A 22887-nucleotide genomic window follows, 5' to 3' on the forward strand; every position below is an offset into this window, starting at 1 on the left:
AGTTCACGTAACACTCCATAAAATATAGGACTTTTAAGTGATTAATGGATTTGCTGATTTCAAGATGTCAAACTCGGGTGAAATAAGTGATTGCTATAGAGCAAAGTCAACCTCTCAACTCAGCACGGAAGAGCTGGCAAATATTCATCTGGATATAAATCGCAAATGGCACTGCCTGACTGACGGGAATATCTCAAGCAACATTTACGACTTGAACGAAGCAGTAAACGCAGCGTTTAATAACGCCCGTACAGAACAGTATGTCCCACTGCTAGCCTGCTTTGCCATGCTGGACCAAATTGGTAGCCTATACCAGCGCACCGATAAAAAGCCATTACAATAACGGAATAAAAAAAGCGTTTGATAGCTACTCAAACTTTAAGTCGCCTGACGACCTAGAGGCCATAGTGACATTGCGTCACGGCCTTCTGCATAACGGAAGTCTAACCTGCATCAATAGTCGAACCGAAACAAAAGTTTTTTTTCGCATGATCAAGAACAGCAAAAAAATCTATACACCACCAAAGAAACAATGGGACGGGATCTATCATGATAGCATGTCTGACTTTACTTCCCTCATCGATTTAAGGGAGCTTCACAATACAACAAAAGAAATCATCAGTGAGTGCAAGAGACTATTGCAGGATAAAAAGTTAGAAATTAAAGTATGTGCACCGAGGGAGCTATTTTTCAAATATCTATTCCTATCTCCTCGCAATGAGGATATTAATTCTCTAGCGGTCTCGGCAACGCTTTAATGAGTTATGCTTTAAGCGAGCTTAATTTTAGCGATGGCCAAACCCCGCCTTGATCGAGCGCAAACAAGATACCATATACTTGAACAATCTTAGCTTTTCTATACAACTACGAACCGCGTCTTGTGGCCCTTAGCAGTCCGTCCTGAAGGGCCGCTATGGGTCGGTTTCTGCCGTTCCTTACGTACCATTTAAAGTGGGTGGGAGGAGCCTCCGCAATTCCTGATTCGATTCCACAGAAAGCCATAACCAGCTGGTTTGTTTATAGACACCCTATGAGGTACATCAAAAAATCCACCAAATTCCAGACCCGCGAAAGCGGGCCCTCACGTCCAACAACCGTCCGTCTGTCTCCGCACCAGAATGAGTTGTCGTGTTTCAGGTCCTCTAGCTACGGCTCGCTCCCCTAGCTGACTTTTGCCTACAATTTTCCGCGAATATTCATACAATGGAGAACCTTGCATTAGCGCCCCCTCAGCGATACCTTGCTCCAGTCGCGGCCAATTCCGCGACCGGGTTTGGCGACCCGAACGAAAAGGCGCAACGGCGCCCCGACCACGATTGCAGGCGCTTTTTTTGCGTCCGCAGTTTCGTGTAATGGCGGCTGTGCGTGGGAGACCTTCGGGTCTGCCGAGTTCCTTTTCCTCGGTTCGCCAACCTGCGTACAGCTGCCACCCTAACCGTTTGGCGACGGTCAGCGTGGTGCTTCAACCGAAAAGGACCGCATGCATGTCTACCTCAAGTCCACTCAAGATCCTCGCATCCGTTCTCCACCTTTATTCCTGGACGACGCTCAGTTACTTCACCTCCAGCCAATCCCGCTCCGTCTCCGCCCAATCGGAGGCACGCCATGACTGACCAAGAACGCCTATCCACCATCCAAAGCTACGCCTGGACCCTCGAACTGTTAGGCGAAGCCCTGGTCCAGCACGACGAAATGCTGGAGTGCGAACACAACCCACACCTGAGTTTTCGTAACACGGCCGGTATCCATCAGGCGATCCGGATCATCAGCCGTTTGGCCAGTGAGCAGTGTGGGAAGGTGATGGAGCGAAACGGCCAGGACCCTGTTAGTTAGGCAGGATCATTGATGAGCGGCGGGCCGGATAACACCCTTGCGGCTGGTCCTCTGCTAAAGGCTTTCTGGTGGTGTATTCCTGTCGGGTAGGGTTATGGGGCTGCTGCGCAGCCCTTCGCAGGCAAGCTAGCTCCTACAGGGACCGCGCTAGTCCCTCCAGCACGACGAAATGCTGGAATGCGAACACAACCCCCACCTGAGCTTTCGCAACACGGCCGGTATCCATCAGGCGATCCGGATCATCAGCCGTTTGGCCAGTGAGCAGTGTGGGAAGGTGATGGAGCGAAACGGGCAGGGCCCTGTTAGTTAGGCAGGATCATTGATGAGCGGCGGGCCGGATATCACGCTTGCGGCTGGCCTTCTGCTAATGGCCTCCTGGTGGTTTATTCCTGTCGGGTAGGGTTATGGGGCTGCTGCGCAGCCCTTCGCAGGCAAGCCAGCTCCTACAGGGACCGCGCTAGTCCCTCCAGCACGGCGAAATGCTGGAGTGCGAACACAACCCGCGCCTGAGTTTTCGTAACACTGCCGGTATCCATGAGGCGATCCGGATCATCAGCCGTCTGGCCAGTGAGCGGTGTGGGAAGGTCATGGAGCGAAGCGGCCAGGCCCCTGAGCGTTAGGCAAGATCCCGTTGTTGCGTGTAATCGCCATGCCGTCGTCAGCCCCGCACAGAATCGGAGGCTGGCAGGCTGCTGTGAGGCGCTTTGGCACGCCTTGCCTGCTCGTCTTGACCAAGCAAGAAGAACGCCGCTCCAGCCGACAACACGGTGAACCCGATCAGCACCAGCACCAAGGTGCCGAAGCCGTCCAGATACGCGGCCTGCAGCAGCAACGGATCGACGCCCTGAACCTGGCCCAGGTCGCCCATCACCAGGCGCTGCGCCAGTTCGCTGTAATCGCCGGCAGGCAGTACGCGCCCAAGACTGTTACCTACCAACGCGGTGAGCAGGGCGATGGTGATCGCCAGGGCGACACCTTCGCCCGCTACCCGGGTGGTGTTGAAGATGCCGGTGGCCATGCCTGCTTGTTCTTTGGGGATCACGCTAACCGCCAGCCCGTCCATCAGGCCCCAAGGGAAACCGGTGCCGATACCAATCACCAGCATTGCCAGCACCAGTTGCTGGTAATCGCCAATAGCGGCATGGGCCAACAGGTACAACCCCGCGGCCGCCACCAGGAAGCCTGCAGCCGACAGCACGCCAGCACTTACCCAGCGGGTCAACCAGGCGGCCAGCAGCGGGACCACCAGCATCGGCGCCGACAGTGCCAGCATGATCAGGCCGCTGTGCATCGGGGCGATGCCTTCTACGCCGATCAAGCGAAACGGAAGCAGTACGATCAGCACGATGTAGCAATAACAGGTGCCGATCGGCAGAATCTGCACCCCGACAAAGCGCGGGTATTTCAGCAGGCTCAGCTCGAGCATCGGCTGCCTGGCGCGCAGCTCGATGGTCACGAACGCCAGCAAGCTCAGTGCCGCGCCGCCGAACAGGCCCAGGATCAGCGGGGAGCGCCAGCCGGCCTGCGGCCCCAGGATGATCGCAGTGGTAAACAGTGCGAGCATGCTCGAGAAGGCAAGCACACCGGGCAAGTCCAGCTTGGGCGCTTCGGGGTTAAAACTTTCGCGCATCCGTGACAACGCCGCCAGCAGCGAGATCGCAGCAAGGACCGCAGTGCTGACGAAGATCGAGCGCCAGCCGAACTGTTCGATCAGCAGGCCGCTGACCATCGGCCCGAACGCCAGGCCCAGCCCGAACGTGGTGCCAAGCAGGCTGAAAGCGCGCGTGCGGGCCTGGTCCTCGAACTCTTGGGCCAAGGCAGCGGAGCCACTGGCCAGGGCAGCGGCGGCGGCAACGCCTTGCACCGCCCGCAGGGCATCAAGCCAGACGATGCTGTAGACGCTCGCCAGCAGGATGCTGACGATGACGAACAGGGCCAGGCCCAGCGTGAACAGGCGCTTTCGCCCGTAAATGTCCGACAGGGTTCCGGCTGCCATCAGCAGGCTGCCGAAACTGAGCATGAAGGCGTTGGTGATCCAGGTAAGCGAGGACGGCTCGGCATCGAAGGCCTTGCCGATGGCCGGCGTGGCCACGGCGCCACCGGTGAAACTCAGCGGCAGCACCAGGGCGGCCAGGCAGATGGCTGCCAGAACATGGTAACGGCCCGCGTGCGGGGTGTGGTCAGTAGCCTGATCCATTGCGCTATCCCTCCTGTTGTAGCACCGTGCGCGTTAAATCTATATTGGCCGCAATTATGGATAAACAGGCTGGAACTCCACTCATAATGGACAAAAAGGAAGTAATGCCATGGAAAGCCTGAACGGCATCCTCGCCTTCGTGAAAACCGCCGAGTCGTTGAGCTTTGTCAGCGCGGCACGGGCGATGGGTATTTCCGCATCGGCGGTCGGCAAGAACGTTGCCCGCCTGGAGAGTTCGTTGAAGGTGCGGCTGTTCCAGCGCAGCACGCGCAAGGTCAGCCTGACGGCGGAAGGCCAGCTGTTCTATGAGCGCTGCCGGCGCATTCTCGACGACCTCCAGGATGCGGAGGCCATGCTGTCCCATGCGATACAGGCCCCGCGTGGTCGCTTGCGGGTCAGCCTCCCGACCATCGGCTACCGTTTTCTGCTGCCGTTGATGCCGGCTTTTCGCAAGGCATACCCTGAAATCGAACTGGAAATGGACTTCAACGACCACCTGGTCGACCTGATCGACGATGGCTTCGATGTGGTGATCCGCAGTGGTGGGCTAGCCGATTCAAAATTGATGTCGCGCAAGCTCGGGCCGTTCCGCTTTGTCCTGTGCGCAGCGCCTACCTACCTGGCACGCAAGGGGCGGCCCCAGACGCTAGCCGACCTGGAGCGACACGACTGCCTGCGCTATCGCTTTGTCACGACCGGCAAGATCATGGACTGGAGCCTCGGTGCCGATCCCGAGATTACCCAGTTGCGCTTACCCACGGTGCTGACGCTGAACAACATGGAGGCAATGCTGATGGCTGCGGTGGACGGCCATGGTATCGCCTACATGCCGGACTTTCTGGTACGTGAATCGGTCAGGGCTGGCGCCCTGGAAAGCCTGCTTGATGCGCATACCTCCGACCAGGGCCAGTTCTGGGCGCTGTGGCAATCGAGCCGCCACCTGTCGCCGAAGATCCGAGTGTTCGTCGACTTCATCGCCGAGCGTTTGTTCAAGGCGTAAGTTGCCCGGCGCCTCCAACGATCTCCACAACACATAACTCATTGAGTTGGCAGTGACCTTGTGGGAGCGGGTGTGTCGAGGCGTCGAACCGCCGCGAACACCGGCGCAGCCGGTGCCAGGCATCGCGTTGGATTCTTCGCGGGCACGCCCGCTCCCACACGGTACGCGTACCGCTTGCGAGCGCTTCACAAATGAAGCAACCCCAACGCCCCGATCAAGGCAGGCGGCATTACCAGCGCCCCCAGGCGCAGGAAGTCCAAGGCACCGACGTGTTCGCCTTCACGGCGAACGGCAACCAGCCAGAGCAAAGTGGCCAGGGAGCCGGTAATCGACAGGTTCGGCCCGAGGTCGACGCCAATCAGCAGCGCCGCAGTGGTTTTCGCGGGTAAATCGACAATATGGCCAACGGAACCTGCGATCAGGCCGGTCGGCAGGTTGTTCATCAGGTTGCCGGCGATAGCCGCGACCACGCCGGCGCCCCAGCTCGCCTGGGTCTCGGAGCTGCGCGCCAGCGCGGCCAAACCATGGGCCAGGTGCTCGATCACACCCGTCTGTGCCACCGCTTCCACCAGCACGAACAGGCCCGCGACCAACGGCAGTACGCCCCATGCCACACCTTTGAGCACCGGCATCGGGTTGCGCCGTTGGCGCAGGTGGATCAGCCCGGCCGTGGCGATGCCGGCGCAGAAGGTGGGCAAGCCGAGTTGCCGGTCCAGGGCGGAGGTCAGCAGCAACAGGGCGCCTGTCAGCACGATACCCAGCGCGCACAAGCGTGCACCGCTGGACAGCGGTTGCATTTCGATAGTCGTTGCCAGGGGTTGGCGTATCTGTTTGCGTTGGGCCAGCCGCAGCACCAGGTAGGTCAGGCCGATGGCCGCAAGCGACGGCAAGGTGAACTGCCGCAGCCAATCCAGCAACGGCGGCATCTGGCTGCCGAACACTACCAGGTTGGCCGGGTTGGAAATGGGCAGCACAAAGCTGGCGGCATTGGCGATGAAGGCACAGATGAACAGATAGGGCAGCGGCTCGGCCTTGGCCGCCCTGCATGCGGCATACACCGCTGGGGTAAGCACCACCGCCGTGGCATCGTTGGAGAGGAACACCGTTACCAGTACCCCCACCAGGAATACCAGGTGGAACAGGCGCTGACCGGAGCCCCGGGCATGCTGCACCGCGTACATGGCCAGCCAGTCGAACAACCCTTCCTGGCGTGCCAGTTCGGCCAGCACCATCATACCGATCAGAAACAGGTAAACATCGCCACCCTCGGCGACAGCGCCGAGGGCCGTGGGTAGTGGCACCAGGCCAAACGCGGTCAGCAATACAGCGGCGCCGACTGCCCAGACATATTCCGGCACCCGCCAGGGGCGCAGGATTACCCCACCGGTCGCAACGGCGGCGACGGCCCAGATGAGCGAGGATGGATCAAATACAGGCATGCAGTTTACTCAGGTGAATGAATGAGTTGGCGCGGCTTGGCCGGGTGCCAGCCTTTGGTGGATGGCGTGCAGCACGCTATATCGTGTCAACGTTATTTGGCTGAGCTGGCAATTGCCGGCTTGGGTGTCCCTTCCTAAGGCCTGTCTGATAGGTGAGTAGCCCGATTGCAGCCACGATACCCAGAACGACGAAGGCTGTGCCATAGCCGAAATGTTGCGCGATCCAGCCGGCGAGTGCGTGGCTCATGGCCGCGCCTATTCCCTGTATCGTCATCACTGCACCAAGCCCTGCATTGATGTGCCCAGTGCCGCGCAGGATGGAAGCGACAAGCCCAGGCAAGGCGACACCCAGCAGGCCTGCCCCGATTCCATCAAGGGCCTGTACCGGAATCAGGGCCCACGGGGACTCCCAGCAACCGGCGATCAGCCCGCGCAAGGGCAAGGCCAGGAGGGCGGCAAGGATCAGTGCCCGATACCCGTGCCGAGAGGCATGCCGCCCGGCCCAAAGCGCGACGGGAATCATGACCAGCTGCGCCACGATGACAGTGGATGCCGTGAACACGCTGGGGTCGGCCAGCCCACGCGTGACAACCGACTGTGCCAGCAAGGGCAGCATCGCGGCATTGCCAAGGTGGAACAGCAGCATGGTGATCGCGAGCAGGCCCAGTTCGCGCGAGTGCGTCAAAACCCGCACCATGGAAGGCGAGGGGCTGCTACCTTGCGCAGGCTGGTTGCCAGTGAGGTCACCACCGCGGGCACGCTCATGATCGATGTCATGTGGATCGATCTTGCGCAAGCAGGCAAGAGCCGCGCACGCCATCAGGGCCATCAGGACGAATACGGCTGACAGCCCCCAGCGGTAGCCTGCCAGCCCGGCCAAGGCAGCCGCTACCACGTTGCCGGCATGGTTCCAGGCTTCGTTGATGCCGAGCTGCCGAGACAAGTCTTTCTGATCAACGATGCCCAAGGTGATGCCCATGATGCCGGCGCCCATCAACGCACCCACAACACCCGTCACCACTTGAGAGGCGACGGCGACGCCGAACGTTGGCGCCGTCCATAGCGCTGCCGTGGCGAGAATGAGTGCAATGGCGCCGCTTGCCAGAAGCAGTCGCTTGTGGCGCGAGGCGTCGATCCACGCGCCCATCGGCGTGGTCGCCAACATGCCTGCGATGCCGCCCGCGGCCATCACGTAGCCGATGTCATCGGCTCGCCAGCCGTGGCTGGCCAGAAACACACCGAGGAAGGGGCCCAGGCCGTCACGGACATCGGCCAGGAAGAAGTTGAGGCCGGACAGCCAGCGCCGTGAGCTGGCATGCGCCGGGGTTATGAAAGGCGTTGCCGGGTGCATAGCGGCATTCCCTTATGGCGCGCGGTCATAGAGCGGCTGCAGGGTGGATAACGTGGTGCCCATGCTGACCGCTTCCAAAGCGGTGCCAAATGCATTGCGCGTGCCCAGCCCGGATGCTGCGAACGGTGCGCCCGTCTGCACGGAAATACGCAGGCTTTCTGACGGGAAACGTACGATGCTGCCATCGCTCAGGATGACGCCGTTGGCCTCGCCCCGTGGGCCAGTGAGCACGGTCTCCACCTGGCCTTCCACCTGTTGGGGCTGCAGGCGCTGGGCGCGCAGGTGTGGCGGCAGGGCTCGGCCTTCGCCGACCGATGGCGGCTGGTCGTACACGGTGCGCCCGCTGTCGGCGTGGATGATGGCGTCGGCTTTGACCGTGCCTCGCGTTTCCGCCCGCCCGATGATGCGGACGGCGTCCCCCACTTTGACCGTGGCTGTGAGCGCATCGGCCATGTGCGGTGGAAACTTTGCAATGGTCCCGTCGCTCAGGCGCAGCCCGTCGACCTCACCATAGGGATTGATGAGCAGCCGTTGCACCTGGCCTTCCACCACGTACTGGCTCACCAGGCCAGGTGTTTCCACACCTTGATGCGGTGTTGGAGGCAGATGGGCGGCGGCGGGCGGCATGGCATGCGCGCTGAGGCTACCCAGACCAATTGCCAGTGCAAGAGATGTGGCGATGAAATACCTGGACATTGGAGAAGCTCTTTTGGGTTGGGAACACCCAACCTGTAGCGCAAACACCATGCCAGATAAAATTATTAATTAAATCAAACGGTTATGATTGATAGGAGTGATGTGCCGTCCGATTCCGTGACGCTAAGGTGTCACGGAATCGGACACCTCCTTTGCGTGCGAAGGGGTTAGTCCAGATCGAACTCGGCCAGCTTGCGGTAGAGCTGCTGGCGAGACAGACCGAGGCGCCGCGCCGCCTCTGCGCGGTTGCCCGCCGTCGCAGCCAGGGCGCGCACGATCATTTCGCGCTCCAGCTGGGCAACGGCCTGTGCCATTGGGCCTTCCCAGTCAATGTCCAGGCCCGGGGTGGGCGCCGCCGCCGTCTGCAACCCGATGTGTTCGGCCTCGATGACCGGGCCGTGGCTGAGGATGGCAGCGCGCTCCATGGCATTGCGCAGTTCGCGCACGTTGCCCGGCCAGGAATGGGCCAGCAGCATCCGGGCTGCCGCCGCGCTCAACCGCTTGGGCGAGTCGCTGCCCAGCAGGCGTAGAAAGTGTTCGGCCAGCAGCAGCACGTCGCCCAGGCGCTCACGCAGCGGCGGCAGCCACAGGGGCACTACCTGCAGGCGGTACCACAGGTCTTCCCGGAAGCGCCCCTCCTTGACTGCGCTGGGCAGGTCTCGGTGGGTGGCCACGATGATGCGCACGTTCACCGGCTGGGCACGATTGGCGCCCACGGGGGTGATTTCGCGTTCCTGCAGCACCCGCAGGATCTTCGCCTGCGTGGCCAGCGGCATATCGCCTATTTCGTCGAGGAACAGGGTGCCGCCATCGGCCTCGCGAAAGCGCCCGGTGCGTTCAGTGATGGCACCGGTGAACGCGCCTTTGACATGACCGAACAGCTCGCTTTCCATCAGTTCGGCCGGGATCGCCGCGCAGTTGACGGCGACGAAGGGGCCGGTGGCTCGCCCGCTGTTGCGATGCAAGGCGCGCGCGACCAGTTCCTTGCCTGTGCCCGTTTCGCCCAGGATCAACGCAGTGGCATCGGAGTTCGCGGCCAGCCCGATACGCTTGAAGACCTGGCGCATGGCCTCGCTGCTGCTGACCAGTTCGGTGCCATCCACGGGCTCTTTTGCGGCAGTTGATGCCCCGGCCGCCTGGGGGTTGTCTGGGGTGTTGGCTGCCCGTCGCAGGGCCCGTTCGAGCGTCTCGATCAGGGCGGCCCTGGTCACGGGCTTGGTCAGGTGGTCGAACGCGCCCAGGCTCATCGCCTCGATGGTGTTGCCGCCACTCGCATAGGCGGTGAGCATGATGCAAGGCACCTGCGAGATGCGCGCCGCGCGGCGCAGAAACACCAGGCCATCCTCGCCCGGCAGCCGCAGATCAACGATGGCCGCATCCACGTCCTCGGTGCGCAGCCTGTGCAGGCCTGCATCGGTGGTTTCAGCCTGCAGCACCGCATACCCCAGGTCTTGCAGCATTTCTGCAAGGCTGTCGCGGAATGCGGCGTCATCGTCGACGATCAGGATTCGGGCCACGGTAGCTCCATCTCTATGCGCGTTCCTTTGGCCGACTCGGCGAGACCGACCCGCCCGCCGTGACCCTGCACGATCTCGCGCACCAGCGCCAGCCCCAGGCCGGTACCTCCAGCGCGGTTGGTGGAGAACGGTTCGAACAGTGTATCGCGCAGGTCATTCGGAATGCCGGAACCATCGTCCGCCACCCACAACAGCAATGTGCCGCGGTGCGTGCGATGTGCACCGAGCTCGATTTCACCGCGTTCTTCCGTGTGCGCCAGCGCATTGAGCAGCAGGTTGTCAAAGACCCGCGCCATTTGTGTCGGGTCGAACAGCGCAACTTGCTTCGCGCTAGCGGTCAGCTCCGGTTCAACGGCCAGTGTTATTCGTACGCCTTTCTTTTGCGCTGCTTCGGCGTGGGCATTACGCCGCTCCTCCAGCCATTCCTGCAGGTCAACTGCCTGGCGCTCGGCGCGGAAAGGTTGGGTCAATGCCAACAGGCTCGACACCAGCGTCTCCAGCCGTGCCGTTTGCGACAGTACGGCCTCCAGGGCGCCAACCACGCGTGCTTCGCGCCGGTCAGCCGGTGCAGCCATCGCGTTTTCCACCTTCATGCGCATCGTGCCCAACGGGTTGCGGATCTCGTGTGCAAGCCCGGCGGAAACGCGCCCCAGCGTGGCCAGGCGTTCGGACTGGGCCAGTTGCTTTCGCAAATGCGCCGACTGGCGCTGCCAACGCGAAATCATCCAGCCCAGCCATGCCCCGGAGACAACGACCAGCGCCAGCAGCAGGCTTACAGCGAGTATCAAGGTATTGACTGTTTCTGTGGCCAAAAGCGGAACGCGCATCAGGGTCCAGGCGATCAGCTGCCGGTCATAGGCCTGAACGGGGCAGGCGGCGAAAGCCACGGCTTCGCGTAAGCCCGGTCGCACATCCGCCACCAGGCCTGCAGAATCCTGCGCACGCTGGGCCGTGGAGGCAATGCGCTGCAACTCGGCGCTCGGCGGGTCGCGTTTGATTCCCGTGCCGTCGTAGGTTGGGAAGGCGTAGGCCACCACACCCGCATCCGCTCGCCAGAAGCCGCCCTCCATGCCCGGCTGATCGCGCAGTGCCAAATCCAGCACTGCCTGTGCGGCAGCGGGGGGCATGAGATCAGGGTGGTCTTGTGCAGGCGGGAGCTGCTGGCGAACCCGTGCCGCACCCGCCTGGAGCGCCTGGCAACTGGTCGAGGTGAGTTGGCGCGCCTGCGCAATCTGAGGGCCGGCGCCTTGGCGGCTGATTATCAGCAGCAGCCATCCCAGCACAAGCGCAACTGCGGCAATGGAAAGCCACAGAATCAGCAGATCACGGCGAACGGAGGGTTGCAGTGACAGGTCAGGTTTCCTTTGATGTGGGGCACCGCTGGTCAGTCGGTGGGCGTTCTGCTGGCAACCTTGCCAGATGGAAAATCGCCGTGCAAGGACGGGGTCGGTTGAATTAGCAGTGACTCTGTGGGCGCTTGGCGGTGAACCAGTACTTTGTGGCCATTGGCGATGCGCGGCAGGTGAGCTTGTCCAGTACCTTCGAGTTCTAGGCCAGCCTGCACCGGCCTTTTCGCGGCTAAAGCCGCTCCCACAGGTACTGCACTGCACTCGAAGGTGGCGCGGTCCTTGTGGGAGCGGCTTTAGCCGCGAATACCGGCGCAGCCGGTGCCAGGCAACGCGTTGGATTCTTCGCGGTTAAAGCCGCTCCCACAGGTACTGCACTGCACTCGAAGGTGGCGCGGTCCTTGTGGGAGCGGCTTTAGCCGCGAATACCGGCGCAGCCGGTGCCAGGCAACGCGTTGGATTCTTCGCGGTTAAAGCCGCTCCCACAGGTACTGCACTGCACTCGAAGGTGGCGCGGTCCTTGTGGGAGCGGCTTTAGCCGCGAACACCGGCGCAGCCGGTGCCAGGCAACGCGTTGGATTCTTCGCGGTTAAAGCCGCTCCCACGGGGTACGCGTACCGCTTCCATTTGCCTTTGTGTGGTCTTTTCGCCTCAGCAGGCGATACTTCTCTGTATTGCAGGCGTGTTCCTGGTGGCGCGCGCCGCTGGGAGGTGTCGTGTGAACAAACTGACAATCGTGGGTGCCGGCATGGTCGGCGAGGCGGCGGCGCAGATCATCGCTCGGGAAGAGTTGTGCCGTGAGCTGGTGTTGATGGATGTGCAGGGCGAGATGGCGCAAGGCAAGGCGCTGGATGTGTGGCAGGCGGCAGTCGAGTCGGGTTCCGATACCCGGGTTCACGGCGGGGCAAACGCTGAAATGCTGGACGGCTCTGAACTGGTGGTCATCACCGCAGGCGTGCCGCGCAAGCCGGGGCAGTCGCGTCAGGATGTACTGAGTATCAACCTGCCAATCCTCGACGGCATCATGGCCGACATCAAGCTGCATGCACCAACTGCGACCGTGCTGGTGGTGTCGAACCCGGTCGATGTGCTCACCTATCGCGCCTGGAGCCTGAGCGGGCAGGGGCGCACCAAGGTGTTCGGCCAGGCGGGGGTGCTGGATACCGCACGCATGAAGTGTTTCATCGCCGAGCAGACCGGGTTCTCTGCCCGGGATATCACGGCGCTGGTGCTGGGCGGGCATGGCGACAGCATGGTGCCGCTGATGCGCTACTGCCAGATCGGTTCGGTGCCGTTGTCGCACTTCCTGTCCAGTGAGCAGATCGAGCAGATCGTCGAGCGCACCCGCAAGGGTGGTGGCGAGATCCTGGGGCTGAAGAAGCTGGGCAGCGCCTGCGATGCGCCGGGCGTGGCGATTGCGCAGATGGTCGATGCGATCGCCAACGGGCGAAACCGCATCTTGCCGGCTGTGGCGATCCTGGAAGGCGAGTACGGGCGCACGGATATTGCCATGGGTGTGCCCTGTGTACTGGCAGAGGAGGGGCTGGCGCGGGTGATCGAGTTGCCGCTGGATGCGCAGGAGCAGGCGATGTTTGACCAATCGGCTGATCAGGTGGCGCGGGATATTGCTGAAATGAAGGCGCTGTAACGCTGTGGGAGTGGCTTTAGCCGCGAAGAATCCAACGCGGTGCATGGCACCGGCTGCGCCGGTGTTCGCGGCTAAAGCCGCTCCCACAATGTCCCTGCTAATTCAATGAGTTTACGTGCAGTTCAATAAGGGGGGGCTGCCAACCCAGCCTGGCCCCTAGCGCTGGTAAGCCTTGCCAAAATGCCGCTCCAGCCGCGCCTGCACCAGCTCGAGCAGGATCGACAGCACCCAGTAGATCACCGCCGCCGTGGTCAGCATCTCCAGGTATCGATAGCTCGACCGCCCGTACGACTGCGCCAGGAACATCACCTCCCATACCCCCATCACCGATATCAGCGATGAATCCTTCAGCATCGAGATGAACTGGTTGGCCGTAGGCGGAATGATCACCCGCATGGCCTGGGGCAGGACGATATGCCAGAAGATCTGCGGCGTGCGCATGCCCAGCGCCAGTGCCGCTTCACGTTGCCCGCGCGCGACGCCGAGGATGCCGGCGCGGAAGATTTCGCTCAGGTAGGCACCGTAGTTCAGCGACAAGGCGATGATGCCGGCGCTGATGGCGCCCGGTACCAGGCCCAGCTGTGGCAGCCCCAGGTAGATCAGCAGAATCTGGATCAGCAGGGGTGTGCCGCGGAAGAACGAGGTGTAGAAGCTGGCGACACCCACCAGCACCGCGCTGTTCGACAACCGCGCCAGCGCGGCGGCGAAGCCGAACAGCACCGACACCAGCATCGAGCACAGGCACAGGAACAGGGTCAGTGCCGCGCCTTGCAGAAAGCCGTTGGGCCCCAGCTTGAACCCGGCGAGGTTCGGAAACTTCTCCAGGATGATCGAGAACTTCAGATCGAAACTGAGGAAAAACGCAACGAACAGGCCAAACAGCGCCAGCCAGGTCAGCAGCAGCCGGGTGCGAAAACCGAACAGGCCGGCACCCGTGGGCTTGGCCACGGGCTTGGGGGAGGAGGGGAAGGTGCTCATTTGCTGATATCGGCGCCAATCCATTTCTGCGACAGCTTGGCCAGGGTGCCGTCAGCCTTCAACTCGGCAAACACCTGGCGCACCTTGGCATCCCACTCGGGGTCGCCTTTCTCGATGGCCACCGAGTTCGGCTCTTCATACAGCGGGGCACCTGCCAGCTTGAAGCGCTTGTCCTGGTCCAGGCGCGGCTGCGCGGTCACCAGGTTGGTGAGGATGGCGTCCAGGCGTACGCCGGCACCCAGGCCAAGGTCCTGGAAGGCGACGTTGTCGGTGTCGTAGGGCGCGATCTGCACGAAATCGAAGGGGTATTCGAGCTTCTTGTCTTCGTCGCCTTCGATCACCAGGTTCTTGTTCAGGTAGCTCTCGTAGCTCGATGCACTGGTCAGGCCTACCTTGCGGCCTTCCAGGTCCTTGGCGCCATGGATGCGCTCATCCTTGGCGTTGACCACGATCACCGCAGGCGATGCGTAGTACTCCACCGGGAAGTCGAACACTTCGGCGCGGGCCTTGCTCGGGGTCATCGAACAGATGCAGATGTCGTAGCGGCCGCTCCAGCGGCCTGCGGCGATCACGTCCCACGAAGGGGTTTCCAGGCGCAGCTTGACGCCGAGCTTGTCCGCCACGGCCTTGGCCACATCCACGTCGAAACCGTCCAGCTGGTTCTGGTCATTGAGGAAGGAAAACGGTGGGTAGCTTTCCATCAGGACGTTGACCAGTTCCTTGCGCGATTCAACCCGCTCCAGCGTGGCACCGGCAAAGGCCTGGGAAGCAGTTGCGAGCAGCACAAGGCCCGCACCGAGCACAGTAGAAAATCGCATGGACATACCTGAAATGTTGGCCAATTATAGGAAGCGGTATTTAATAGTTATAAATGTCACCTACATAATGAATTTTATTCATAAGCACCTTTAGAGTAGTTATATGAAACAGCGAGCGATGGTAATTCTCGACGGTGGCATGGGCCGTGAGCTGCAGCGCAGTGGGGCGCCGTTTCGTCAGCCCGAGTGGTCGGCGCTGGCGCTGAGCGAGGCGCCGGAAGCGGTGGTTGGTGTGCACGCAGCGTTCATCGCTGCCGGTGCCCAGGTCATTACCAGCAACAGCTATGCGGTGGTGCCGTTCCACATCGGCGAAGAGCGTTTTGCAAAGGACGGCCGACAACTGGCCAATATCGCAGGCCAGCTGGCGCGGCATGCCGCCGATGCCGCAGCACACCCGGTCAAGGTGGCGGGCTCGCTGCCGCCGCTGTTCGGCTCCTATCGCCCGGACCTGTTCCAGCCCGAGCGCGTCGAGGAGGTGCTGGTCCCGTTGCTGCAGGGCCTGGCCCCGCATGTTGACTTGTGGCTGGCCGAAACCCAGAGCTCGGTTGCCGAGGTGCGAGCTATTCACAGCCAATTGCCGGCAGACGGCAGGCCGTTCTGGGTGTCGTTCACCCTGCAGGACGAAGAAGTCGACGAGGTGCCACGCCTGCGTTCCGGTGAGCCGGTGGCCGATGCCATCGAAGCCGTGGTCGGCCTGGGCGCGGCGGCCGTGCTGTTCAACTGCAGCCAGCCCGAGGTCATTGGCGCTGCACTGGATGTAGCGCGCTCGGTAATCGAGCGACACAACGCCGACATCGCCATCGGCGCCTATGCCAACGCCTTCCCGCCACAGCCGAAGGAAGCCACCGCCAACGACGGCCTGGATGAGCTGCGCGAAGACCTTGACTCGCCGGGTTACCTGGCATGGGCCAGCGACTGGCGTGAACGGGGTGCCAGCATGATCGGTGGCTGCTGTGGCATTGGCCCGGAGCATATCGCCGAGCTGAAACGCAACCTGGCGTAAAGCCTTGAAGGGGCAGGGCGGCTTCCGCACCCGCTCGGCCCCAGCCATTAAAAAAAACGTTACTCAGACCCGGATTCCATCGTTTTTCAGTCCCCCCGCCATGCCCCTATAGTCCGCTGAAAGCCGATGCCGAATCGGTGTACACAACTCAGCGGTGCGGGAACCGGATATGAACAAGAACGAGAAATTCGAGGGCAATGCAGCGGCCGGTATCGGTACGCGTGTGGTGTGGAGCGGGGAGCAGGTTCAGCACCCGTACAACGCTACCCAGACCCCGATCGTGGTCAGTGCCGCCTACGGCTACAACGACATCGATGCCTGGTACGACGTGGCGCAGGGCAAGTTGCCCGGCTACATCTACAGCCGCATGAGCAACCCGACAGTCGCAACGCTGGAAGCGAAGCTCTGCGAGCTGGAGCAGTCCGAGTCGGCGGTGGCATTCAGCAGCGGCATGGCTGCCATCAGTGCCGTGCTGCATACCTTCCTCTCAAGCGGCAAGCGTGTGGTATCGACCCGCGACAGTTACGGCGGTACCAACAAGATCTTCGAAGAGTTCCTGCCGCGCATGGGCGTGCAGGTCTGCCTGTGCGACACCCTCGACACCGAAGCGCTGGAGCGCGAGATCGCCGCGGGTTGCGACCTGCTGTATCTGGAAACCCCTACCAACCCCACCCTCAAGGTACTGGACATCCAGCGCCTGAGCGCTGCCGCCCGGAAGGCTGGCGCCGTGGTGGTGGCCGACAACACCTTCGCCACCCCGCTGAACCAGAACCCGCTGGCCCTGGGTGTGGATGTGGTGGTGCACAGTGCCACCAAATTCCTGTCCGGGCACGGTGATGTGCTGGGCGGGGTGGTGTGCGGTGCCGAGTCGTTGATGGCCCAGGTGCGCCACTACCGCGAGATCAACGGTGCGGCGCTGGACCCGTTTTCCGCTTACCTGATCATCCGCGGTATCAAGACCCTGGCCCTGCGCCTGCGTCAGCAACAGGCCAGTGCCCAGGCCCTGGCGCATTACCTGACTACCGAACCGCTGGTCGAAGCGGTCAACTACCCAGGGTTGCCCCAGCACCCGGGCCATGAGATTGCCAAAGCGCAGATGCGTGGCTTCGGCGCCATTGTCAGCTTCGTGCTCAAAGGTGGCATGCCCACCGTAGCGCGGCTGCTGCCGCGCCTGAAGTACGCCCATCGGGCGGGCAACCTGGGCGCGGTAGAAACCATCTACGGCCCGGCGCGTACCACCAGCCATGTGGAAAACACCCTCGAAGAACGGCTGGCCTTGGGCATTTCCGAAGGGCTGGTGCGCATTTCGGTGGGCATCGAGGACACCGAGGACCTGCTGGCAGACCTGGCACAGGCCTGTGCATCGGTGCGCCAGGAGTTGGCCGCAGCAAAGGAATTGCACGGTGACGAAGACACCTGCCTGGCCGAAGTACAGGCCTGAGGCAAGCGTGTAGCACCCGCTCCTTGCGGTGGGTGCCACTTCATGAAGTCGAACAAAAACAATATGCAAGGCAATTCGCTTCGCTCTGCCAAGACGAGGTCGTTGCAACGTCCTTGCCCGCCAACTTTCATGAGTAAACCACAATGTCCCTGCAGACAACGACAACGAGAAATGCTTCGGCGCATAGCTTCAAGCAGGATATGCAAACCCGCCATATCGTCATGCTGGCGCTGGGCGGTGTCATCGGTACCGGCCTGTTCCTGACGTCGGGCTACACCGTCAACCAGGCGGGCCCGCTGGGGGCGGTCATCGCCTATATCCTCGGCGCGATCATGGTCTACCTGGTGATGATGTGCCTGGGCGAACTGGCGGTACACATGCCGGAAGTCGGCTCGTTCAGCAGTTACGCCACGCGCTACCTCGGGCCGGGAACAGGCTACATGGTGGCCTGGATGTACTGGCTGACCTGGACCGTGGCCATCGGCTCGGAATTCACCGCCGCCGGTATCCTGATGGTGCGCTGGTTCCCCGATACGCCGGTGTGGATATGGAGTGCGCTGTTCGGGTTTGCGGTGTTCATCAGCAATATCATTTCGGTGCGGTCGTTTGCCGAAACCGAATTCTGGTTGTCACTGATCAAGGTGCTGGCGGTGATTGCCTTCCTGGTGGTGGGCGGCGGCGCGATCCTGGGCGTTTTCGAAATTACCCAGGCGCACAGTGTCGGGCTGGGCAACTTCACCCGCGAGGGGCTGTTCCCTACGGGCTTCTGGTCGATCGCCATGACCCTGCTGGCGGTGGCCTTCGCGTTCTCGGGTACCGAGTTGATCGGCATCGCCGCCGGCGAAACCCGCGACCCGGAAAAGAACGTACCCAAGGCCATCCGTACCACGGTCCTGCGCCTGGCACTGTTCTTCGTCGGTACCATCTTCGTGCTGGCAACCTTGTTGCCACGTGAACAGGCAGGGTTGGTTGAAAGCCCGTTCGTGATGGTGTTTGCCATGATCGGTATCCCCTATGCCGCAGACATCATGAACTTCGTCATCATCACTGCGTTGCTGTCGGCAGCCAATTCCGGGCTCTATGCTGCGGCGCGCATGCTGTGGACCCTCAGCGACCAAGGCAACATGCCCCGCCGGTATGCGGCGCTGTCGCGTCGTGGCACGCCGTTCAATGCCATCGTCCTGAGCATGGCGGGTGGCATGGCTTCGCTGCTGAGCAGTGTGTTTGCCCCTGACACTATCTACCTGGCGCTGGTGTCCATTTCCGGGTTGGCGGTGGTGGTGGTGTGGATCAGCATCGCGGCCAGCCAGATGGCGTTCCGTCGCCATTACATCGCCAATGGCGGCAAGCTCGAGGACCTCAAGTTCCGCGTGCGCGGCTACCCGTTCGTGCCGCTGGCGGCCATCTTCTGCTGCGTGCTGGCGTGCGTCGGCATTGCCTTCGACCCGGCACAGCGCGTGGCCCTGTACTTTGGTCTTCCATTTATCGCCTGGTGTTACCTGGCCTACTGGCTGACCCGCAAGTACCGCGACCGTCGCCCGCTGCAACCGGAAGCCTTGGCAACAGGTTCCGAGGCCGCCAGAGCAGGGTGATACTAGGGCACCGGAACGTTGCCACGAGAAACCGCCGATGACCCAGAAAACCCTGCCCCCCTTGAACTGGCTCAGAGCCTTCGAAGTGTCGGCGCGTTACCTGAACTTCACCCATGCAGCTGAGGAACTGCACCTCACCCAAGGGGCCGTGAGCCAGCAGATCCGCCACCTGGAGAGCCAGTTGGGGGTGGCGCTGTTCAAGCGCCTGCCCCGGGGGCTGGGGTTGACCGAAGAAGGCCAGTCCTACCTGCCGGTGGTGCAGGATGCGATAAGCCGCCTGGCGGTAGGCACCAATGAAATTTTCGGGCAACGCCAGCGTCGGCCCCTGAAAGTGCGCGGCAGCCTGTCGTTCCTGCATTTCTGGCTGGCGCCCCGCCTGGCCGATTTTCGCCGTTCGCACCCACAGGTGGACATCCGCTACATCAGCAACCTGTGGGTCAAGGAACTGGATGCAGAGGATGACCTGGAAATCCGCTGGGGCAGCGGCCAGTGGGCTGGCGTGGAGGCGCAGCGCCTGACCCGCGACCTGCTGGTGCCAGTCTGCTCGCCTGCGCTGATTGCCGGCTCCCCGCTACGCGAGCCGCGCGACCTGGCCCGCGTCCCGTTGCTGCATGTGCTGGGTTACGAGGAGGGGTGGGGTTATTGGCTGGAGCGGGTAGGCGCCGATCAGGTCGATTCTTCCAGCGGCCTGCAGTTCGACACCCTGGTGGCGACCTTGCGCATGGCGGAACTGGGGCTTGGGGTGGCACTGGCGCGCTCGTCGCTGGTCGAGGACTTGCTGCAGGAGGGGCGCCTGGTGGCGCCTTTTGCGCAGCGCATCGAGGCGAGCGAGTCGTTTTACCTGGTACGTGGCCTGGGTGAGGCGTTGTCCACGGATGCCCAAGCCTTCAGCCACTGGTTGGTGGCGATGGCCCACCGTTAATCAAATATTTACCTGGAGCACCGATGCAGTACACATCCACGCGCGGCAACGAGACACGGGTTGATTTCCGCACGGCGCTGCTTTCCGGGCTGGCCGACGATGGCGGGCTGTACGTGCCGACTGCGGTGCCGACGTTCAGCCAGCAGGATATTGCCAGCTGGTCGTGGTTGCCGTTCGACGAACTGGCCTGGCGGGTAATGGCGCCGTTTGTCGGCGACACGCTCGATGAGCCGACCCTGAGGGCGCTGGTAAGCGACAGCTACCGCGGCTTCAAGCACCGTGGCATCGCACCGTTGCAGCAGATTGGCCATAACGAATGGATCCTGCAGCTGTTTCACGGGCCTACCCGTTCCTCCAAGGATTTCGCCGCGCAATTGCAGGCGCGGCTCATCCGCCATTTCCTGGGCCCCGATTGCGAGCGGGTCATGCTGGTCGGTGCCAGCAACGGCGATACGGCGGTGGCCGCTATCGAAGCCTTGCGGCATTGCCCTACGGCACGCTTGCTGGCGCTTTACCCCAGTGCCGGGACACCGGCCGACCGGGCGGCGGTGATGCGCAGTGCCGCTTCCGAAAGCGTGAGCTGCGTGGCCGTGGACGGCAGCTTCGATGACTGCCAGTCACTGGTGTCGACGCTGCTGCGTGCATGGCCGTGCCCCGGGCTGATTCCCGTGAGTTTCAACTCGACCAACTGGGTCGGCGTGCTGGCGCAGATCGTGTTCTATTTTCACGCGGCGCTTCAGCTGGGTGGGGGGATTCGGCCGGTGGGTTTCAGCATCCCCACGGCCAGTTTTGCCGAGATCTACGCGGGGTTCATTGCCCAGAAAATGGGCCTGCCAATCAACCAGATCATTGTTTCCACCAACCGCAACGATGCCTTGCACCGGTTTATCCACTGCAATCGCTACAGCCGTGGTTCCACCAGCCAGACCTTGTCGCCGGTCATGGACTTTTCGCTGTTCTCCAACCTGGAACGTTTCGTCTGGGAGCTGTATGACCGCGATGGTGGGGCGACCCGGGCACTGATGGAGCATTTCGAGGAATGTGGCGAGTTGAGCATCGGCAACCGCCAGTGGCTGCACGCGCGCATGCTGTTCGACTCCTACGCCGTGGATGACGCGCTCATTCGCGAAGAAATCGTCACGCTGTTCCAGGAAACCGGCTGCGCAGTAGACCCACACGCTGCCACCGGGGCATTCGCCGGGCGCCTGCACCGGCGCAACATTGGTGCGCCGATCGTCACGCTGGGCCAGTTTGCCCCGGAAAAGTCTGCCGGGTTGCTGGCGGAGCTTGGGGCCTGGCATGGCGAGGTACCGGCCTGTGGTGTTGGCAGCGCAGACGTTGGGCCGCTGCTGGCGCCAGAGGACCTGGCGGGGGTTCATGAGATATTGGCCCGGTTGCAGGCAGGACGATGAAGCGCATCCTCGACCCCCTGGACGAGCGAATTCTCGCCGAACTCACCGCCAATGCACGCATTGCCCATGCCGAGCTGGGGCTCAAGGTGAACCTGTCGCGTAATGCGGTACGCCAGCGCATCGAGCGCCTGGAGCGTGACGGGGCCATCCAGGGCTATACCCTGCGTATCGGTGAAGGGCGACGACCGACCTCGCTGATCAACGCGGTCATCTTCGTCTACCGCTACGACCGTATGCGCGGAGAGGCTGTGCTCGATGCGTTGCGTCAGATCCCCGAGGTGATCCAGTGTGAAGTGCTCAGCGGCGAATTCGACCTGCTGCTGCGCGTCGAGGCTTCCAGCCCGGAACGGGTGCACCATGTATGGAAGGAGATTGCCGCCATGCCAGGGGTCGAGAACACCGTTACATCGTTCGTCCTGGCCACGGTGATCTGAGACGCGCGCTTGCCGTTTGGTAACCCTCGCTACAACAACGCCGCCCGGGTTTGCGCCCTGGCGGCGTTTTGCATTCCGGCGGCGCTCAGGCGTGCATCGGCTACTGGTCAGATTGGCCAGTAAATACAGCGGATTGCCATATTCAACTGGCATTGCACGGCTCTTACGCTTGTCCCCATCGACCAACCGCCTGGAAAGGACAGCGAACCATGACCGAATACAAAATTGCACTTGTTGGCTTTGGCGGTGTGAACCGTGCCCTGGCCCAACTGATCGCCGAACGCAATGCGCGCTGGCAGCAAGAGCTGGGCTTTGGCCTGAAGATCGTTGGCGTCACCGACCTGTTCCTGGGTTCGGCAATCGACCGCAACGGCCTGGATGCGGCCACGCTGGCTGCCCTGCCTGCTCAGAAGGGGGCGCTGGCGCAGATCCCGCAAGGTTCGGCTGAAGCGTTCAACGAATCGGTGATCAAGCAGTCCGGTGCCGACATCATCGCCGAGGCCACATTCACCAATCCCAAGGACGGTGAACCGGCGGCAACCTTCTGCCGTTGGGCGCTGGAAGCTGGCAAGCACGTGGTCACTACCAACAAGGGGCCGATCGCCTTGCATGCTGCGGCGCTGAAGGCCCTGGCCAAGGCCAATGGTGTGTCGTTCGAGTACGAAGGCGCGGTCATGAGCGGTACGCCGGTGCTGCGCATGGCGCGCCAGACGTTGGCCGGCGCAGGCCTGGTGGGGTTTGAGGGCATCCTCAACGGCACCTCCAACTATGTGCTGACGCGTATGGAAGAGGGACTCGGTTTTGCCGATGCAGTGGCCCAGGCGCAAGCACTTGGCTATGCCGAGGCGGACCCGAGCGCCGATGTGGAGGGGTATGACGTACGCCTGAAAGTGGTGATCCTCGCCAACGAGCTGCTCGGCGCTTGCTTGCAGGTGAGTGATGTGACCTGCAGCGGGATCAGCAGCCTCGATAGCGCTGCTATCCAGCAAGCGCAGGCGGCGGGCCAGCGCTGGAAACTGATCGGCAGTGCCAGCCGTGAAACCGATGGTTCGGTGCGTGCCAGCGTCGAAGCGCGCCTGTTGCCCGGCAACCACCCTCTGGCGGGTATTTCCGGTGCCACCAATGCGGTTGCGTTCAACACCGAATTGCTGGGCGCTGTAACCGTGTCCGGCCCGGGTGCGGGGCGTGTCGAAACGGCATTCGCCCTGTTGTCGGATATCGTCGCCATCCACACTGCTGGCCGCTCGGCCTGAGGAGCAA

The 22887-nt window shown here is 62.2% G+C and carries 19 protein-coding genes; 11 read left to right on the forward strand and 8 right to left on the reverse strand.

Annotated elements, in window-relative coordinates; genetic code table 11:
• Positions 1 to 37: 37 nt before the first annotated feature.
• Both M1D87_RS03495 and M1D87_RS03500 read left to right on the forward strand, forming a co-directional pair.
• Positions 38 to 343: a hypothetical protein gene (locus tag M1D87_RS03495; RefSeq protein WP_461241463.1), complete on the forward strand. Its 306-nt coding sequence runs from the start codon at positions 38 to 40 to the stop codon at positions 341 to 343.
• A 1262-nt stretch (positions 344 to 1605) separates the two neighbouring features.
• On the forward strand, positions 1606 to 1833 hold the full coding sequence (locus tag M1D87_RS03500) for a hypothetical protein (RefSeq protein ID WP_015268870.1): 228 nt from the start codon (positions 1606 to 1608) through the stop codon (positions 1831 to 1833).
• A gap of 658 nt (positions 1834 to 2491) precedes the next feature.
• Here the strand turns inward: M1D87_RS03500 and M1D87_RS03505 are convergent.
• Positions 2492 to 4030: an MFS transporter gene (locus tag M1D87_RS03505; protein WP_123085797.1), complete on the reverse strand. Its 1539-nt coding sequence runs from the start codon at positions 4028 to 4030 to the stop codon at positions 2492 to 2494.
• 109 nt (positions 4031 to 4139) lie between these two features.
• Between M1D87_RS03505 and M1D87_RS03510 the strand changes: the two genes are divergently transcribed.
• Positions 4140 to 5030: a LysR family transcriptional regulator gene (locus M1D87_RS03510; protein WP_123085796.1), complete on the forward strand. Its 891-nt coding sequence runs from the start codon at positions 4140 to 4142 to the stop codon at positions 5028 to 5030.
• A 185-nt stretch (positions 5031 to 5215) separates the two neighbouring features.
• Here M1D87_RS03510 and M1D87_RS03515 read toward each other — a convergent pair whose 3' ends face one another.
• From M1D87_RS03515 to M1D87_RS03535, 5 genes are all read right to left on the reverse strand, one after another.
• A complete protein-coding gene (locus M1D87_RS03515; RefSeq protein ID WP_123085795.1) occupies positions 5216 to 6469 on the reverse strand; it encodes an arsenic transporter in 1254 nt (417 codons plus the stop codon).
• Between the two features lie 76 nt (positions 6470 to 6545).
• Positions 6546 to 7820, reverse strand: a complete 1275-nt coding sequence (locus tag M1D87_RS03520; RefSeq protein ID WP_123085794.1) for an MFS transporter — start codon at positions 7818 to 7820, stop codon at positions 6546 to 6548.
• Between the two features lie 12 nt (positions 7821 to 7832).
• Positions 7833 to 8516 (reverse strand): hypothetical protein, encoded by a 684-nt coding sequence (locus M1D87_RS03525; RefSeq protein WP_039614381.1) that lies wholly within the window; start codon positions 8514 to 8516, stop codon positions 7833 to 7835.
• Between the two features lie 167 nt (positions 8517 to 8683).
• Positions 8684 to 10033 (reverse strand): sigma-54-dependent transcriptional regulator, encoded by a 1350-nt coding sequence (locus M1D87_RS03530; protein ID WP_123085792.1) that lies wholly within the window; start codon positions 10031 to 10033, stop codon positions 8684 to 8686.
• A complete protein-coding gene (locus M1D87_RS03535) occupies positions 10018 to 11160 on the reverse strand; it encodes a sensor histidine kinase (protein WP_241745128.1) in 1143 nt (380 codons plus the stop codon). Before M1D87_RS03535 ends, M1D87_RS03530 begins: the two co-directional genes overlap by 16 nt.
• 937 nt (positions 11161 to 12097) lie before the next feature.
• Here M1D87_RS03535 and M1D87_RS03540 point away from each other — a divergent pair.
• Positions 12098 to 13027, forward strand: coding sequence for a malate dehydrogenase (locus M1D87_RS03540; RefSeq protein WP_421091786.1), 930 nt, complete (start codon positions 12098 to 12100; stop codon positions 13025 to 13027).
• A gap of 156 nt (positions 13028 to 13183) precedes the next feature.
• On the opposite strand, the gene M1D87_RS03545 is transcribed toward M1D87_RS03540, so the two are convergent.
• Positions 13184 to 14005, reverse strand: a complete 822-nt coding sequence (locus M1D87_RS03545) for an amino acid ABC transporter permease (protein WP_015268879.1) — start codon at positions 14003 to 14005, stop codon at positions 13184 to 13186.
• Entirely contained in the window at positions 14002 to 14823 is an 822-nt protein-coding gene (locus M1D87_RS03550) for an ABC transporter substrate-binding protein (RefSeq protein ID WP_023663597.1), read from the reverse strand. The genes M1D87_RS03545 and M1D87_RS03550 overlap by 4 nt, the downstream gene beginning before the upstream one ends.
• Positions 14824 to 14941: 118 nt before the next feature.
• Between M1D87_RS03550 and M1D87_RS03555 the strand changes: the two genes are divergently transcribed.
• From M1D87_RS03555 to M1D87_RS03585, 7 genes are all read left to right on the forward strand, one after another.
• Complete coding sequence (locus M1D87_RS03555) at positions 14942 to 15826, forward strand: homocysteine S-methyltransferase family protein (protein ID WP_183596774.1); 885 nt, start codon at positions 14942 to 14944, stop codon at positions 15824 to 15826.
• A 169-nt stretch (positions 15827 to 15995) separates the two neighbouring features.
• Positions 15996 to 17267: a cystathionine gamma-synthase family protein gene (locus tag M1D87_RS03560; RefSeq protein WP_123085683.1), complete on the forward strand. Its 1272-nt coding sequence runs from the start codon at positions 15996 to 15998 to the stop codon at positions 17265 to 17267.
• Positions 17268 to 17410: 143 nt separating this feature from the next.
• The gene (locus tag M1D87_RS03565) at positions 17411 to 18859 is read left to right on the forward strand and encodes an amino acid permease (RefSeq protein ID WP_013970802.1); all 1449 of its coding nucleotides are present in this window, start codon (positions 17411 to 17413) and stop codon (positions 18857 to 18859) included.
• Positions 18860 to 18896: 37 nt separating this feature from the next.
• Positions 18897 to 19781, forward strand: coding sequence for a LysR substrate-binding domain-containing protein (locus tag M1D87_RS03570; protein ID WP_013970803.1), 885 nt, complete (start codon positions 18897 to 18899; stop codon positions 19779 to 19781).
• 23 nt (positions 19782 to 19804) lie between these two features.
• Positions 19805 to 21193, forward strand: coding sequence for a threonine synthase (locus M1D87_RS03575; RefSeq protein WP_123085684.1), 1389 nt, complete (start codon positions 19805 to 19807; stop codon positions 21191 to 21193).
• Complete coding sequence (locus tag M1D87_RS03580) at positions 21190 to 21627, forward strand: Lrp/AsnC family transcriptional regulator (protein WP_015268886.1); 438 nt, start codon at positions 21190 to 21192, stop codon at positions 21625 to 21627. Before M1D87_RS03575 ends, M1D87_RS03580 begins: the two co-directional genes overlap by 4 nt.
• Positions 21628 to 21836: 209 nt before the next feature.
• Complete coding sequence (locus tag M1D87_RS03585; RefSeq protein WP_013970806.1) at positions 21837 to 22880, forward strand: homoserine dehydrogenase; 1044 nt, start codon at positions 21837 to 21839, stop codon at positions 22878 to 22880.
• The last annotated feature ends 7 nt before the right edge of the window (positions 22881 to 22887 follow it).

Source organism: Pseudomonas sp. SA233 (assembly GCF_054792385.1).